Source organism: Paenibacillus sp. BIC5C1 (assembly GCF_032399705.1).
GTDB lineage: Bacteria > Bacillota > Bacilli > Paenibacillales > Paenibacillaceae > Paenibacillus > Paenibacillus taichungensis_A.
The window spans coordinates 1,032,758-1,048,652 of the sequence record NZ_CP135922.1; the positions used below are offsets into that span (position 1 = coordinate 1,032,758).

Below are 15,895 nucleotides of genomic sequence, written 5' to 3' on the forward strand. Positions count from 1 at the left end.
TGTATATAAAACTTCACTACTGAGCCTCATTGTACAGATGGGTCAGATTCACGTAAAATGAACAAAAATGAATGTCAGTATCAATTCAGATAATAGATAACAAGCAGGTGATCAGCGCATGGATGCAGGAGATTTGAAAATATTTCAGACGGTTGCTCGCGAAGGCAGTATCAGCAAAGCGGCATTAGCGCTGAATTATGTGCAATCCAATGTAACAACACGAATTAAACAGTTGGAAGATCAGCTGCAAGTACCGCTGTTTCATCGCTCTAACCGGGGCATGTCGCTCACACCAGCCGGTGAGAATTTGCTGGGATATGCGGATAAAATATTACATTTGTTATATGAAGCGGAGCAGTCAACTCAGATTGGGAATCCACCTGCAGGTATGCTTCGTCTTGGTGCGATTGAGACCGCAGCCTCCAGTTATCTGACGCCGCTGCTCGCTGAATACCGTTTATGTTACCCCGATGTTCAGCATTCGTTAATTACAGGTGGTACACATGGACTCAATCAGAAGGTCATTCAACATGAGCTGCATGGAGCTTTGGTATATGGTCCGATCGACCACCCTGAGCTGAACTATATGAAAGTGTACGACGAAGAGTTGGTACTGATTGCTGAACCCGGAACCCATGAAATGCATGCTCTATTGTGCAAACCGATGTTGTTTTTTGAAGTAGGCTGCACCCATCGCGTGCAGGCAGAAGCCTTTTTGAAAGATCAAGGCGTGCACACCCTCAACGTTACGGAATACGGAACACTGGACACCATTATGAATGGCGTATCTGCGGGAATAGGTGTGTCATTGCTCCCACGCTCTTCGGTTACGAAAGCCGAACGGAGAGGCGAGGTTACAGTGTTATCTTTGCCTGATCCGTATTGCAGGTTGGAAGTAGGATTCGTGCATTCGCAGAGTGAGCATCTATCCGGGGCGCTGGGTGCACTGGTGCAGATGATGACGAAACAAGGAATAGAACAGTAAAAGGAGTGAATAATCTTGAAGGATACAGAGCTAACGTTAGCGGAAACATTTCGTCAGGCGGAGTTTATTGTAGGCGGTCACGGCAGCCGTAAAGTCAAAGTGCTTCAGGAAGTGCTGGAGCAGGTGGATGGGGAACAGGATAGTGATCATTATGGCAACGGTAAAATCATTGATCAATTCCAGCAGCAGATGGCTGACGTTCTGGGCAAGGAATCAGCTGTATTTTTCCCCAGTGGTACGATGGCACAGCAAATTGCGTTACGTATCTGGTGTGACCGCAAAGGCATCAAGCGGGTAGCTTATCATCCTTTATCTCATCTGGAAATCCATGAGGAAGACGGACTGAAGGAACTGCATCAGATTGAAACCATTTTACTGGCGGATGAGGACCGACTGATTCGATTGGAAGATGTAGAAGGGATGAATGAGGAAATTTCCTGCCTCTTGCTTGAACTGCCTCAACGCGAGATTGGTGGACAATTGCCTGCCTATGAAGAGTTGGAGGCCATCTCGGCCTATTGCCGTGAACGTGAAATCAAGCTTCATCTGGATGGTGCACGCCTGTTTGAAATCACACCATACTATCAGAAGACACCAGCTGAGATTTGCAGTCTGTTTGATAGTGTATATGTATCCTTTTACAAAGGTATTGGAGGAATCGCTGGCGCTATATTAGCAGGGGATACGGAAGTTATGCAAGAATCAAAAATATGGAAGCGTCGGCATGGCGGTGATCTGATTGGCCTATATCCATATATTCTTAGTTCCCAATATTATTTCAATGAACGGATTGGCAAAATGGGGCTTTATTACGAGCAGGCCAAGGAACTTGCTTCCTTGTTAAATGCGTGTCACGGTATACGAACGTTGCCAGAAGTGCCCGTCTCCAATATGTTTCATGTACATTTTCCCTTGGCTCAAGCCGAGGTGGAGCGTATTTTGGCATCCATGACTCAGCAATTCGGGTTAGGGATTACTTCATACTTGCAGCAGACCAGTGCTCATAGCTGTGCTTTTGAGTTGTCAACGGGGGATCGTTATCAGAATGTGCCCAAGGACAAGCTGCATTCAGCGCTGCAATGGTTGGATGAAGAACTACGGAAACATGTGAACTAAAATAAAGCTATGCGTATTCTGCCTTATCCACCTCTGGATAGGGCTTTTTTTTGCAGGAAAAGAAAGATAGGTGACGAAAGGTACTTTAATGCAGCAATAACAGCAATAATGCATCTTCTGGTATCATCGTGTCGTTAATAGTGAACATATTCGTGGACCTCAATTTCATTGATTTTCATTTATAGAGGAGGAGTTCAAGTGGAGTCAATAAGTTTGGAGCCCATTCGTGATCTTTTGGTGGAAGCTTACAATACAACCATGGGAGAAGGGTGTACGCCTGAAACGCAACAGAGTATTGAGGATTTTGAGCAAAAGTATAACGTGAGATTGCCCGCAGTGTATCGTGAGCTCTTGCTTGAATTTGGTGCATGCAACTTCGGCGATCCTGCCTTATATTCGGTGAAAGAATTGAATTGGGCATATCCCGAGTTCCTGGATGTATACCGTGAATATGAGAAGGAATACGAGTTGCCCGCTGAGCTGCAACCATTTCCAATTGGTGGGTTTGGCGAAGGAAGCATTGCTATACTGGATCAAAATTCTGGTAAGGTCCTAATGTTAATCCACGATGCGGGAGAACTGCCTCTTCGTGAGATTGCCGTGGACTTTAATGATTTAATGACGATGCTGGCTGAATCAGCCATTTGGGTACAGGAACAGATGAAGTAACAGGCTAGTCGGAAGGGAAGATACCAGACGTATGGATATTCGAAAACTACGATACTTTATCACCGTGGCGGAAGAGCTTCATTTTCACCGTGCGGCTGTGTAATCCAGTTGCCCAGTGAAATCTCACTGACGGTTAGACCGCTGTTTCCCAATTTGCAGTATTCCATTCGTGACGCCTCCCTAAGTAATCTGGATTCCATTGTAGCAATGGCAGATTAATAGGTGAAATATCTTTTAAGCCCATCTTTGATACGAAAAAGATATCACTGGATTTTCTCTTATAACAAAAACATATAGTTAGGCTTGCTCATTGTTCCTGCATGTATTTGCGATAGAGGGCTGGCGTAATCTCCTCGAATTTTTTGAATATTTTGATAAAATACCCCGATTCATTGAACCCCAGTTCATCACTGATCTGTGACACGGGCATGTCCGTAACTTCAAGCAATTGCTTGGCCCATTTGATTTTGAGTCGAGCAATATAAGTCGTGAAGTTTTCACCCGTTTCCTTGGCAAACAGCCTGCTGAAATAACTTGGACTCAAGTGGCACAGATCGGCCATTTGTTTAAGCGAGACTTGCTCACTCTTGTGACTGTGAATATATTCAAAAGCAGGTTGGAGCACCGGGCTGGAGCTCTCTGTATCACTTGGACTGTTTTTAAGATAGGCATCCGCAATCGCATTGGTCATTTCTTTTTTGATCGACTCAATGTTACGGATAGAGTATCCAGGCAGAATAGTGGACAGATTCAGAGATTCCTGATGACCCGAAGCTTTCTCGAACATTTCCACCAGCAAATTTTTGTTCAGCGCTTCCTCCACGATGTAATTACAGAGTAAAGAAAGCATGTTGGAAATTTTCACAACTTCTTCGTAGGTCATGACAGGCAGTTGGTCATAGTCTTCCTGTAATTCCTTTAGCTTCGCAGCATGCATAGGTACGTTCTTGGATGTGACGATCTGTTCCAGTTCCGTCCCTTTCTCCGGGTCAGCGAGCTTCACCTGTCCTGCCATTACGGCACCAATATATTTCCCGTCGATCGTGATGGGAATTGCGATATCCACGATATTGAAATGACACAAGTAAACATAAGGCTCATTCAATCGAACCGCTTCCAGCCCACCGCGGGAATCACATTTTTGGCAGTAGGGGAGCAGTTCGGGATCTTTGCGAACATTTTGGCAAAAGGCCTGACAACTGCTATGGCTGGTCACAGGAATGCCTTTATAGTCGACGGTTAGAATAGCCAGTTTGGTTACGGTAGCAAGTGAATCCTGTAGACGCTTCCATTTATTCAGGTCGAGAATTTTATTAATATGCAGATATTCTTTAATCATGGGTGGAACCCTCCATAGCTAACCTGATGAATGATTTCGTTCGTTAAAAGTTAGCAAGTTGTACATATTAAGATGAGTTAATGACGGGTAATGTATAGATGATGTCAAAATTAACCCATCGCATGACAATAAGATACCATGATTCCGTTGAAAAGCAAAAAATTACGATTGCAAATTATAATTATTTGTTATCAATGTCCACTGTAAACCTCACATGCATGGTATATATTTAGGTTAATTGTGAGCATTTAAAATTGAATGTATAAGTTCATCCAAGAATTACATCAGGTAGCCTTGTTAAAGGTATGCAGGTAATTGATGCAGTAAACAAACTTAATTTATATCATCCTTAGGAGGGTCTATATCATTATGAGAAAAGCATTTATTAGTCCAACGAAATACGTGCAAGGCGAAGACGAGTTGTTGAACCTCGGTTACTTTGTGAAATCCTTTGGTGAATCTGCATTGCTGATTGCGCATCCGGATGATGTACAGCGTGTAAAGGCGAAGCTCGATGCAACGGCACAGAAATTTGATATTACATTTGTTGAAAGTGGTTTTAGGGGAGAATGTTCCCGCGAGGAAGTCGCTCGTCTTCAGGAAATTGCGAAAGAAAAAGGATGCACTTGTACGATCGGTCTTGGTGGCGGTAAAGCGATCGATGCAGCAAAATGTGTGGCAGAAGGTGAAGCACTAATCATCTGTCCTACCATCGCAGCAACGGATGCACCAACAAGTCACTCGGCTGTGTTGTACACGCCGGAAGGTGCTTTTGATGACTACGCGTATTTCAAACAAAGCCCAAGTGTTGTCCTCGTGGACACAACAGTTATCGCAAACGCACCTACACGATTTCTTGTATCGGGTATGGGTGACGCGTTGTCTACCTATTTTGAAGCAAGAGCTACAGCGAAATCATACTCTCGTGTGAACGCAAGTTTGCCAATGGGTTCCCGTAAAGGATACACCCCATCTGCGGTAGGTACCAATGCAGCACTTGCCCTTGCAAAACTTTGTTATGAAATGCTGCTGACTGACGGATTAAAAGCGAAAGTAGCCAGTGACAGCAACGTCGTGACGCAAGCGCTGGAAAATATTGTTGAGACAAACATTCTGTTGTCTGGTCTTGGATTTGAGAGTGGCGGTTTGGCTGCAGCACATGCGATCCACAACGGTTTGACTGTACTGGAGGGTACACATCACTTCTTCCACGGTGAAAAAGTATCATTCGGTACGATTGCACAACTCATCCTTGAAAATGCACCAACCGAAGAGTTGCATGAAGTGATGGACTTCTGTCTCGCAGTGGGACTGCCTGTAAGCTTGGCGGATATCGGTGTAGATACCATTAGTCAGGAAGAGTTGTTGAAGGTGGCCGAGATCGCATGTATTCCGGAAGAATCCATTCACGCCATGCCGTTTCCAATTACTGTTCCTGAAGTGGCTGCTGCCATTGCGGCGGCTGATCGTATGGGACGGGACTACAAAGCAGCTCGCCGGGAGGCGAAATCATGAAGAAAATGATCAATCAGGCTGAAAATGTTGTCATGGAAATGTGCAACGGGATTGCGCTGGCACACCCGGAGCTTGAATTTTTGAAAAAATATAAGGTCATTAAACGCAGAGAGATTAACGGGGATAAAGTCAGCCTCATCAGCGGAGGCGGTAGTGGACACGAACCGGCTCATGCGGGTTATGTGGGTAAAGGCATGCTGGATGCTGCGGTCTGTGGAGATGTATTCGCATCCCCTTCCCAGATTCAGGTATACCAGGCGATCAAGGCCACAGCTAGCAAGAAGGGCACGCTGCTAATCATTAAAAACTACAGCGGCGACATGATGAACTTCAAGAACGCGGCCCATCTTGCCGAGGAAGATGGCATTGACGTGCAATATGTACGGGTTGAGGATGACATTGCTGTTCAAGACAGTCTGTATACGGTAGGACGCCGCGGCGTTGCCGGAACGGTACTGGTGCACAAAATCGCTGGAGCTGCAGCCGAAGAAGGCCGCAGTCTGGCAGAGGTGAAAACTGTTGCTGAGAAAGCAGCCCAGAACGTTCGCAGCATCGGATTTGCGTTCACTTCCTGTACCGTGCCTGCCAAAGGAACACCGACATTTGAAATCGCTGAAGATGAGATGGAATTCGGTGTGGGCATTCATGGTGAGCCAGGCATTCGCCGCGAGAAATTGGTATCTGCCGATGAGCTTGCAGGACGCATGGTTGAAGCACTGCTTGCAGACATGAAGCTGGATAACGATGCATCCGCTGAGATTGCTGTACTTGTAAATGGATTTGGCGCTACACCTTTACAGGAGCTCTATCTGCTCAACAACTCGGTTCAACGTGAGCTGGCACAGCGTTCGGGACTGGGTGTAGCCACTACTTTTGTTGGCAATTACATGACGAGCATCGATATGGCAGGTGCATCGGTAACTATCCTGAAACTGGACGATGAACTGAAAACGTTGCTGTTTAAGGAAAGTGATGCACCTGCTTTCAAAGTGTCTGGTCCTCCAGTAGCACAAGTGGCCTATTCGGAAGCGTTGGAAGCCGTTGTAACTGAAGATGCGCCAGTATCCTATGAAGTGGAGACACCGACATCTTCTGCGGTAATCAGCAACAATCAATTCTCCCTGGATAATATCGTCTACCTGATCGATAAGATGAGTGAGATCATTATCAAGAACGAAGTACCATTCTGTGAACTGGATTCCCATGCAGGTGACGGCGACTTTGGCATGAGCGTAGCGAAGGGCTTTAGACAGCTCAAGCGCGAATGGAACCATATCGTGAATGAAGAGAAAAAGAATATCGGTTCATTCCTCGATGCATGCTCTCTTGTCATTATGGAATACTGCGGCGGTGCATCCGGCCCAATCTGGGGTTCGGCATTCCGGGCAGCAGGCAAAGCCGTTGGTGACAAGCAGCAATTGAACGTTGCAGAGTTCGCTGACATGATGCAGGCGGCAGTACAAGGGATTCAATCTACTGGCGAACGTTCCTTCGGACGTGGTGCCGTTGTAGGTGACAAGACATTAATTGATGCACTTGTCCCTTGTGCAGATGCATGGACGCAAAGTGCGAAGTCTGGAGATGACTTCAAAACAGCGTTTGCCAAAGGTGCCGAAGCGGCAGTAGAAGGTGCGAAGAAAACCGAAGACATCGTGGCACGTATGGGCCGCGCGGGCGCTGTGGGTGATCGGAGTCTGGGATACCCTGATGCTGGAGCCTATGCGCTGGGTGTTATTTTCACAGAATTGTCCGATTCGATGAAATAAGTGTGTCCATAGCTTAGTGAAGTGGACCCTATTGGCTAACATGCCAGTAGGGTCCATTCTTTATTAGGTTAGTTAATTTACTGTTTTAAAGATACAATTGACTGATTGTTCCCTCATGGGAAAATCCGTACTCATTTGATATGATATAGTTAGTTCATAGTAGAAACGAGGAGTTGTGAGTAGATTGTCTGGTGTTATTAATAAAGTAGTGCAAATTCTGGATCTGTTACTACCACAAGGTAGTGAAAAAGATATGAGTGTTACAGAAATAAGCAAAGCGTTAAACATGCCGATCCAGAGCGTTCATCGCTTGCTTTCCTCTCTTGCTGAACATGGCTTTGTATCTCAAAATGAAAAAACAAAACGCTATAAACTAGGTCTGTCTCTCATGAAGTATGGTTTCTTGATGTGGGATAGTTTGATGCTGCGCACTATCGCAAGACCGTTCATGGAGGAATTGTCGAAACGTACCAAAGAGACGGTGTACTTGTCAGTGCGTGAAAATGCGGAAGGCATCTATATTGATTCTGTGGACTCGCCACAAGTTTTGAAAATTTCGGAGCCAATTGGGCTGCGCTTGCCATTATTTATTGGAGCATCCAATAGGGTTATTCTGGCTTTTCTGAATCCATCATTGCAAAGATCACTATTGGATTCATTTAATTGGGACGATACCTCATCATCGAAACCGCTTTCTCGTCAATATATTGAGCAAGAACTTATAGCAATTAAAGAACAGGGCTATGCGATTACGACAAATGAGGCAACCGAAGGTACTACGGGAATTGGAGCGCCTATTTTCTCCTATGAGAATACGGTAATTGGTTCTTTGAATGTTGCTGGTCCTTCGATCCGATTCGGAGGAGATAGCATTGAGAAATATTCGAATTTGGCCAAAAAATACGCCGACCTCATATCAAGTGAGTTGGGTTATCGAGGCCATGGTCGCTAATGATCCAAGATCAAAATGAGAGCAATATCAATGTGTAAAATAGATGATTATCCTACTATATGGGATAGTTATTTATTTTTTTTCATTTTTTTTATATAATTATCCCATTATTCGGGATAATCGTGTTGTTAATATCTTAATTTGGGATATTATATGATTATTCAGTCTAGTGGAGGTGAGCCTATGAAGATCGTTGTTTTTCGTCATTTTTTATTTGATGACCCCTCCGTAATCATCTCGTGGTCCGAAGATACCGAACATGAACTGGTCATGCATGACCCTGCTCAGGGGATACAGAGAGAGTGGCTCCATTCCTTAGACCTCCTTGTGATCCTCGGTGGACCGATGAGCGTTTACCAGGAGAACGAATACCCGTGGCTTATCCAAGAGAAGGCATTTGTAAGTGAGGCCATCCAAATGGGGAAAAAGGTTTTGGGGATATGTTTGGGAGCTCAGATGATTGCAGAAATCCTGGGAGGAACTGTAATCTCGAATGGTGAAAAGAAGGAGATTGGTTGGCACCAAGTTCAAAGAAAAAGGGATTATCATCCCTGGTTAACGCATGTCCCGGAACAATTCACATCATTTACATGGCACGGTGATACATTCTCATTGCCTGAAGGAGCAAGACTCCTGATGTACTCCGAAGCTTGCGAGCACCAAGCGTTTGCATATGGTGAACATGTACTGGGGCTGCAGTTTCACTTAGAGTCTACAACACAATGCATTGAACAAATGCTGTCTAGATGGTCGCATGAACTTATAGATTTACCATTTATTCAGAAGGATTTCGTAATCCGTGAAGGCATGGTACATAGCGAAAATTCTCAGATGTTGTTATGGGGAATACTCGACCAAATAGCCTTGAACTCATTGAACAGTGCGGATTGAAATGGATATAGGAATGAACAGCATTCTTCGCCGCTGCATTTTCTGTGCTCGAGGAACAAGAAGTTGTAGGATTAGACTATAGCGAACACGTAGCTTTTGGTTACTCTGAGCAATTGAAATTAAGCGGACAACATAATAATACTCTGTAGAAAAGTAGGTAGGACCGCTCTGTAGCTTGGCTTGCAGAGCGGTCTTTTTGATATGGAGGATCGATTTCTTATGCCTAAAAATTGGATTAGCGGTTCCAGATAGTGTAATCTGAAGGTTAGGTGCAGAGCGATAGAAACTCCATTTTGAACGAGAAGGGATCGGATGATTCGATGACGCAAAAAATCTATTATGACTCCGCGTACACACGGGAGTGGCATACACAAATTACAGGCAGAGTGGACAAGGAAGACGGTATATATGTCACGCTGGCGGAGACGGCTTTTTATCCACATGGGGGTGGACAGCCTTGTGATCTGGGGCAGATCGGCGGCATTGATGTGTTGGATGTGATTAGTGAAGATGGCGAGGTGTTGCACAAGCTGGAGCGTGCCCCGGAGCAGAATGACGTGGATTGCCACATCGATTGGCAGCGCAGATTCGATCATATGCAGCAGCATAGTGGGCAGCATTTGCTGTCGGCTATTACGCTGAAGCTGGCAGATGCGATGACGCTCAGTTTTCATCTGGGGACAGATTACATCACGATTGATGTGGCCGCAGCTGAACTGGGAGCGAACCAACTGGCTGCAATTGAAATGGAGGTCAATCAGCAGATTTACCGGAATGCACGAATCAGCAGTTCCTGGGTCACAGCGGAAGAAGCGGCCCGTCTGCCGCTGGTGAAGCAGCCTTCCGTAACTGAAGATATTCGCATCGTGGAGATGGAGGGTGTGGAATATAACGCTTGTGGTGGGACACATGTGTCAGCCACAGGAGAGATCGGAATTATTAAACTGTTGAAAACCGAGAAAGTGAAGGGTGGTACCCGGATTTATTTTAAATGCGGATACCGAGCACTGAATGAGTTCAATGCCGCGCAAAGCGTGCTGACCGGAATTACAGCCAAATTGAAGACCAGCCGGGAAGAGCTTGCGGATCGGATCGACAAAATGGAAGCAGAACAAAAGCAGCTGCAAGCAGAGCTGAACGCTGTGAAATCTTCCAATGACGCTTATTATGCGCAAGAGCTTTTATCTGCACGGGAAGGGCTTGTCGTTGCTCAAATCTTTGAGGACAAATCGCTCAAGGATATGCAGAGTCTGGCGACCAAGTTGACATCAGAACATGAGGGACTTGTACTCTTTGCGAGCATCTCGGAGGCCAAAGTTGTATTGGCACAGAACGGGCAACCGCCGGAGTGGGCTTGTGGACCTTTCTTCAAGGGCAATCTCGGAGCCTACCAGGGCAAGGGTGGCGGCAGCGACAAGATGGCTCAGGCGGGTTTTGCCAGCAGCGAAGATGCGATCGCATTTTATGAATTTACGAAGGATCAACTGGGACATCACTAATCTACCTTCCCGCTGATTGATATCGAATGGACTCGATGGATCGTGAAGCGTGATCAATAGCAGAGGAGGTACCCATAGATGACAGAACGTATTCCGTGCATACGAGAGGAGTGCCCAAATACAATTTTGCCAGCAACGGCTGCCAGAACAGGTGGGTACTGCATGCCTTGCAAGCAGGAGATGGAACGCGAGGCACATCAGAGATACATTGAAGCCAATCGGCGCGACGTGGATTTGTATGAGGGAATCACGGACCCTGTGGAGATTTTGAAAATTATGCATACACGCCAGGTTCATGATCCACTAATCCGTTATGTGGCATACGCGCATTCCAAAGAAGAAGTATATCTGTCCTTGTCTACGGAGCAGCAAGCCCTCATGGTCGATTATGCGATGCAGCTGATTCGCACAGGGGATGACGATACAGGTAAAGATATTTTGGTGTATCTGGTCTGTTACCATGATACGTCGTTGTGTGCACAGATTCCTGAGCTGTTGGAGCGCGAAATCTACTACCCTGTCATTTTGTATAAGAGCGCCTCGGCTGAAGTACGTGATCAACTGTTGCAGCGGGTGAACACCGATGATGAGAATCGGAATAATCTGTTGCTCATGCTCGCCTATATTGGAGATGAAGTGGTTGTACGTCAGTTCCAGCAATGGAGGCAGTCGCCACCTCGCTGGGCAGATCAGCTGCATGTCGCACCAGAGCACTATACAACCGAAGCCGGTTGGGAGTTAACGAATGAAGGCCAGCGCAAGGATTTATTTATCACCCCAAGTTATTCACTCTATAAAGTAAAAGAGAATGAAGGGGCTGACGACACATCAATTGGCGATCCGATCTCCATGCTGTTGACCGGTGACGATAACTGTAAGTGGTGTGGCAGTCAGTTAACGACCTTAATTGATCTGAATGTACGGCATCCAGCACTGCAGGACGTTGCTTGGAACAGTGAGCGACTTCAAGTGCAGACTTGCGTTATGTGTAGCTGTTATGGTGTCGTTTATATGGAGATGGATTCAGCATGTGGACCGTGCTGGAGTGCGCATAATGTGATGCCGATGGGAGCGGATGATCTTGACCCGGATGACTATGTTCAGCTTGCACCGGATGCAGGCCGGCAGTTTCGGATTGCGACTGCACCACGTCAAGCGTTCCATGGTAGTGAGTGGGCGATGGAGCCTTCTACATCCCAGATTGGGGGCCATCCCGGATGGGTTCAGGACGCGGAGTATCCGAATTGTCCATGCTGCTCTTCTAGGATGAGGGCCGTTGGACAAATGGACTGGAGCGAGGTTGAGGAATCCGGGGATGGCATGTATTACATGTTCATTTGCGAGTCGTGTCAGATGACGGCGGTATCTTATCAACAATCCTGATGAGGGAACTCTAAAGATCTGTTATTGCATAGATGCGATTTAAATTGTATTGACAGCTGCATACCCAAAAGGGGCTATCCCATATGTATTAACATTCTAGGAAGCCCCTTCGTATGATCAGGTCAACCAGATATATGCTGGTTGGCCTTTTTAATAGTTGCTAGAGCCGGTTGAAAGAAACTGAGACACCTTATATCCTCAATTCCAACTTAGAGTTCTGCCGATGCTTGTGTCAGAAGTGTAGCCAGCCACACATAGTCAGGCGTATCTTTTTCCTTGATCTTGATTGTTTTACGTTCCGCTGGGCCTTCAAATATCCCATCTGGCAGCTCAAGTCCGGTTGCATTGAAGATCGTGAAGGATACTGCTGGCTTGGAAGGGGAGATGACCGCTGCATATTTACCGTTTTTCAGGAAATGAGGTTTCTTGTATTGCACACGTTCCTCTACTTCAGGGATGGACTCATGTACCAACTCCCGCAGTTTACTTGCAACCTGGGCTTGCCAGGGAACCGGGATCTGTTCGATAAATTCAGTAACTTCCGCATTCATATTCATGCTTGTCCACCCTCCACATTGATCTGATTGTGTACTTCCCATTCTGGTCTTAGAATTCCCATCAATAAGCGATCATAGCGTTTTCCATCACGATACACGGCTGATCTAGCACGACCTTCCAACTGAAAGCCGACCTTCTCATAGGCACGGATGCCCTTGGCATTATAGGCGATGACATCCAGACCTACCCGGTCCAGATTCAATTCATGGAAGGCATACCGCAAAATAAGATTCAACGCTTCCGTTCCATATCCCTTGTTGCGATGCTCTGCGAGTCCAATGCCAATGGCAAGTTGTCCGCAGCGGTTGTTCCATTCAATGCTGTGAATGACAACGAATCCGATCAGTTGTTCATCCTCAAGCGTTCGAAGCCGAAAGTAAACTTCCTTGTCCTTCGTCTCGCCTTCATCTTCAAGCTGCTTTTCCGAAAATGGAATGGCAATATCCGTATCCACATTTCGCAAATACTCAGGATCTTCATTCCATTGCAGCATGGTCTGCACGTCTTCAACACGGGGCGGAGTCATTTTCAAGCGTTTGCTATAAAACAGATTTTCAGTCGATAGTGTCATGGGGTCTCCTTTTGGTTTCAGATAGCCTCACTATAATGGAAATTTAAGGGTATCACAATAGACATTTCATTCGTGTTTCTGAAGTTGTTGTCAGGAAACCTGTCATGGTAGTACTATATAAACAATAGACATGTATTCAGTGATACAACACACAACAAAATGTCGGCAGGAGTGGTAGATATGGAGATCAAAGTAGACGATTTGAGCGGTCATCAAGTCATTGGATTAATTGCAGAACATCTGCAGGGAATGGCAGCAGATTCGCCGCCGGAAAGCATTCACGCCCTGGATCTGGATGGGTTAAAGAAACCTGAAATAACATTCTGGTGTGCATGGGAAGCGGAGGAGCTTCTTGGCTGCGGCGCGATGAAGGAATTGAATTCGGAGCATGCAGAATTGAAATCGATGCGTACAGCATCAGCCCATCTGAGAAAAGGCGTAGCAAGACAAATTCTTGCCCATATTATTGAGGTAGCCAAAAATCGGGGATATAAACGGATCAGTCTGGAGACCGGTTCGATGGATTCATTTATTCCGGCGCGGAAGCTGTATGAGGACTTTGGGTTTGTATACTGTGAGCCATTCGCAGATTATAGTTTGGACCCGAACAGCGCTTTTATGACGAAGGAATTATAAATTACATGATAGGAAGTAAAACATAGCAGGGACAAAGGAAACCAGTATTCTGTTGCATACAGACGGCTGGTTTTTTACGTTTATTAATTGTTTTGCGAAGTGATGGACTGCAACAAATCATACATATTGGAGATCGCAAGAAGAGTAGAATGTATTCAAATGAACGAATTGGATTGCATACAGATTGCATTGTCTCACTGCGGGGTATAAAACATAGGTTATGTGAGCATTTGTTTGGGATGAATTGGCCGTACGGAACTGCTGGGCTGAGGCATGGACAATAGGGTATACTGGACATTATGTTTATATAAACATGAAACAGAAATGCAGACGTTTTTTACATCAGGAGGACTTGAATTGGCTCAGACAGAAGGAACATTGCAGAAGAAACTTAAACCAAGGCATATTAGCTTTATGGCTATGGGCGGTGTCATTGGAACCGGAATTTTCAAAGGAAGCGCCGAAACGATTGGACTTGCAGGTCCAGGAGTTATTGTAACGTACATTTTTGCAGGATTGTTGTTACTGGTTGTCATGGCTGCGATGGCGGAGATGGCTACGGTATACAAGAACAAAAATATGAAAGACTTTGTGCAGGAAGCGTTCGGCAGCAGAGTCTCCTTTATCATGGGATGGATGTATTGTTTCCTCTGGTTGTCGGTATGTGTGATTGAGGTGATCGCAGCAGGGAGCTTTTTGCAGTATTGGTTCACGGAAGTGCCGCTGTGGGCGTTGAGCTTGGCATGTGCGGTGTTTATTATACTGATTAATCTGCTGAGTGTGGGCGTATTTGGGGAATTTGAATTTTGGCTGGCGGGCATTAAAATCGCCATGATTATTATTTTTATTATCCTCGGGGCTGGTCTGATCTTCGGGATCATTCCAAGTGATAACACGCCTTATCTGCATAATTACACGCAAGCAGGCGGTTTCTTCCCTAATGGATGGTCATCGATCTTTTCGGCATTATTGGTCGTCATGTTCTCTTATGGAGGATCTGAGCTTATTGGCTTAACCTTAACGGAGACGGAAAATGCGGACAAGGTGATGCCCAAAATTGTAGGGAACTTTATGCTGAGAATCATTTTATTTTTCACGCTGCCGATTCTCATCATCTGTGGGCTCATTCCGTGGAATGAATTAGGGCCCGAGAGTAGTCCTTTTGTACAGGTGCTGGCTTCCACGGGACTTCCGGGTGCAGCACATATTATGAACTTTATTTTGGTGACCGCCGTTCTGTCTGCTGCAAATTCCGGCATTTATGGCGCATCCCGTATGATGCATTCTATGGCGGTAGGTGGTGAAGCTCCCAAGGCTTTATCACATACGAATCGCAACGGCAGTCCGGTAAATACACTGCTGGTATGTGCTGTGATTCTGCTTGGGGGCTCCATGCTGGGGCTATTCGCACAAGATCAGCTCTTCCGCGTGCTGCTGGCGGTTCCGGGGTTTGTCGTGATGCTCGTGTGGATTTGTATCGCCACATCACAGATGAAGCTGCGCAAGAGATATCCGGTACAGCCGACATTTAAGGTTTGGGGATTTCCTTACGTAACTGGAGCTGCTGTGCTCTGTCTCGGCGTCATTGCAGTCATGTTTGTATTTGATGAAGGCAACCGATTCAGCATCAGCATCTGTCTAACTGTACTCGTGTTACTGATTCTCTGGTCACTAATTCGATTCAGGAAGAAACGTGGGCAAGAAGTTTAGTGTTTGTAGAAGAATCATAATAGCTATGCAGTAACAAGACATCTCAGCGTTCTGAAGTGCACCCCTTAGAATAGACATTGGAAAAAAACCTGGGTTTAGCCGATGAAATTCTAGGGGGTGCATTTTTTATGGCGATTAAAGGACAAAAGTTTAAAACGTATTCAGAGAAGTTAAAAAAAGAGGCTATTCGTTTGCATACGGTTGAGGACTTACCGAAAGATAAATGAACATTTGGGAATTCATGACGCAGGACGGATGAAGCGCTGGATGCGAAAACACCGGGAACAAGGCGAGTTTGGACTGTT

Annotated in this window: 14 protein-coding genes; 11 read left to right on the plus strand and 3 right to left on the minus strand. The window is 45.8% G+C overall.

Features of this window, described 5'->3' with window-relative positions; translation table 11 throughout:
* Positions 1 to 118 precede the first annotated feature (118 nt).
* The 3 genes from RS891_RS04740 (at position 119) to RS891_RS04750 (ending at position 2,770) form a co-directional block, all read left to right on the plus strand.
* Entirely contained in the window at positions 119 to 985 is an 867-nt protein-coding gene (locus RS891_RS04740; protein WP_315794590.1) for a LysR family transcriptional regulator, read from the plus strand.
* A gap of 15 nt (positions 986 to 1,000) precedes the next feature.
* Positions 1,001 to 2,101 (plus strand): threonine aldolase family protein, encoded by a 1,101-nt coding sequence (locus RS891_RS04745; RefSeq protein ID WP_315794591.1) that lies wholly within the window; start codon positions 1,001 to 1,003, stop codon positions 2,099 to 2,101.
* Between the two features lie 198 nt (positions 2,102 to 2,299).
* A complete protein-coding gene (locus tag RS891_RS04750; protein ID WP_315794592.1) occupies positions 2,300 to 2,770 on the plus strand; it encodes an SMI1/KNR4 family protein in 471 nt (156 codons plus the stop codon).
* A gap of 307 nt (positions 2,771 to 3,077) precedes the next feature.
* Here the strand turns inward: RS891_RS04750 and RS891_RS04755 are convergent, their stop codons facing one another.
* Entirely contained in the window at positions 3,078 to 4,109 is a 1,032-nt protein-coding gene (locus RS891_RS04755) for a PocR ligand-binding domain-containing protein (RefSeq protein ID WP_315794593.1), read from the minus strand.
* Between the two features lie 369 nt (positions 4,110 to 4,478).
* On the opposite strand from RS891_RS04755, the gene RS891_RS04760 reads away from it, so the two are divergent.
* The 6 genes from RS891_RS04760 to RS891_RS04785 all read left to right on the plus strand — a co-directional run bounded on the left by RS891_RS04760 (position 4,479) and on the right by RS891_RS04785 (position 12,115).
* Positions 4,479 to 5,624, plus strand: coding sequence for a glycerol dehydrogenase (locus RS891_RS04760; RefSeq protein WP_315794594.1), 1,146 nt, complete (start codon positions 4,479 to 4,481; stop codon positions 5,622 to 5,624).
* Positions 5,621 to 7,390 (plus strand): dihydroxyacetone kinase subunit DhaK, encoded by a 1,770-nt coding sequence (gene dhaK / locus RS891_RS04765; protein WP_315794595.1) that lies wholly within the window; start codon positions 5,621 to 5,623, stop codon positions 7,388 to 7,390. Before RS891_RS04760 ends, dhaK begins: the two co-directional genes overlap by 4 nt.
* Before the next feature lie 175 nt (positions 7,391 to 7,565).
* Complete coding sequence (locus RS891_RS04770) at positions 7,566 to 8,342, plus strand: IclR family transcriptional regulator (RefSeq protein WP_315794596.1); 777 nt, start codon at positions 7,566 to 7,568, stop codon at positions 8,340 to 8,342.
* 183 nt (positions 8,343 to 8,525) lie between these two features.
* On the plus strand, positions 8,526 to 9,233 hold the full coding sequence (locus tag RS891_RS04775; RefSeq protein WP_315794597.1) for a type 1 glutamine amidotransferase: 708 nt from the start codon (positions 8,526 to 8,528) through the stop codon (positions 9,231 to 9,233).
* A gap of 320 nt (positions 9,234 to 9,553) precedes the next feature.
* Positions 9,554 to 10,732 (plus strand): alanyl-tRNA editing protein, encoded by a 1,179-nt coding sequence (locus tag RS891_RS04780; protein WP_315796173.1) that lies wholly within the window; start codon positions 9,554 to 9,556, stop codon positions 10,730 to 10,732.
* Between the two features lie 78 nt (positions 10,733 to 10,810).
* Positions 10,811 to 12,115 (plus strand): DUF1963 domain-containing protein, encoded by a 1,305-nt coding sequence (locus RS891_RS04785; protein ID WP_315794598.1) that lies wholly within the window; start codon positions 10,811 to 10,813, stop codon positions 12,113 to 12,115.
* Between the two features lie 209 nt (positions 12,116 to 12,324).
* Here the strand turns inward: RS891_RS04785 and RS891_RS04790 are convergent, their stop codons facing one another.
* Together RS891_RS04790 and RS891_RS04795 are read right to left on the minus strand one after the other, a co-directional pair.
* Positions 12,325 to 12,666, minus strand: a complete 342-nt coding sequence (locus tag RS891_RS04790; protein ID WP_315796175.1) for a DUF1801 domain-containing protein — start codon at positions 12,664 to 12,666, stop codon at positions 12,325 to 12,327.
* 2 nt (positions 12,667 to 12,668) lie between these two features.
* On the minus strand, positions 12,669 to 13,244 hold the full coding sequence (locus RS891_RS04795; protein ID WP_315794599.1) for a GNAT family N-acetyltransferase: 576 nt from the start codon (positions 13,242 to 13,244) through the stop codon (positions 12,669 to 12,671).
* 180 nt (positions 13,245 to 13,424) lie between these two features.
* Between RS891_RS04795 and RS891_RS04800 the strand changes: the two genes are divergently transcribed.
* Together RS891_RS04800 and RS891_RS04805 are read left to right on the plus strand one after the other, a co-directional pair.
* Positions 13,425 to 13,880, plus strand: a complete 456-nt coding sequence (locus tag RS891_RS04800) for a GNAT family N-acetyltransferase (protein ID WP_079694988.1) — start codon at positions 13,425 to 13,427, stop codon at positions 13,878 to 13,880.
* A gap of 324 nt (positions 13,881 to 14,204) precedes the next feature.
* On the plus strand, positions 14,205 to 15,590 hold the full coding sequence (locus RS891_RS04805; RefSeq protein ID WP_310851982.1) for an amino acid permease: 1,386 nt from the start codon (positions 14,205 to 14,207) through the stop codon (positions 15,588 to 15,590).
* Positions 15,591 to 15,895 lie beyond the last annotated feature (305 nt).

Bases quoted from the DNA above. Each gene is read 5' to 3' on its own strand.
- RS891_RS04795 (WP_315794599.1), bottom strand. From the start codon at position 13,244: ATGACACTATCGACTGAAAATCTGTTTTATAGCAAACGCTTGAAAATG.
- RS891_RS04805 (WP_310851982.1), top strand. From the start codon at position 14,205: ATGCAGACGTTTTTTACATCAGGAGGACTTGAATTGGCTCAGACAGAA.
- RS891_RS04740 (WP_315794590.1), top strand. From the start codon at position 119: ATGGATGCAGGAGATTTGAAAATATTTCAGACGGTTGCTCGCGAAGGC.
- RS891_RS04780 (WP_315796173.1), top strand. From the start codon at position 9,554: ATGACGCAAAAAATCTATTATGACTCCGCGTACACACGGGAGTGGCAT.
- RS891_RS04785 (WP_315794598.1), top strand. From the start codon at position 10,811: ATGACAGAACGTATTCCGTGCATACGAGAGGAGTGCCCAAATACAATT.
- RS891_RS04800 (WP_079694988.1), top strand. From the start codon at position 13,425: ATGGAGATCAAAGTAGACGATTTGAGCGGTCATCAAGTCATTGGATTA.
- RS891_RS04760 (WP_315794594.1), top strand. From the start codon at position 4,479: ATGAGAAAAGCATTTATTAGTCCAACGAAATACGTGCAAGGCGAAGAC.
- dhaK (WP_315794595.1), top strand. From the start codon at position 5,621: ATGAAGAAAATGATCAATCAGGCTGAAAATGTTGTCATGGAAATGTGC.
- RS891_RS04755 (WP_315794593.1), bottom strand. From the start codon at position 4,109: ATGATTAAAGAATATCTGCATATTAATAAAATTCTCGACCTGAATAAA.
- RS891_RS04775 (WP_315794597.1), top strand. From the start codon at position 8,526: ATGAAGATCGTTGTTTTTCGTCATTTTTTATTTGATGACCCCTCCGTA.
- RS891_RS04790 (WP_315796175.1), bottom strand. From the start codon at position 12,666: ATGAATGCGGAAGTTACTGAATTTATCGAACAGATCCCGGTTCCCTGG.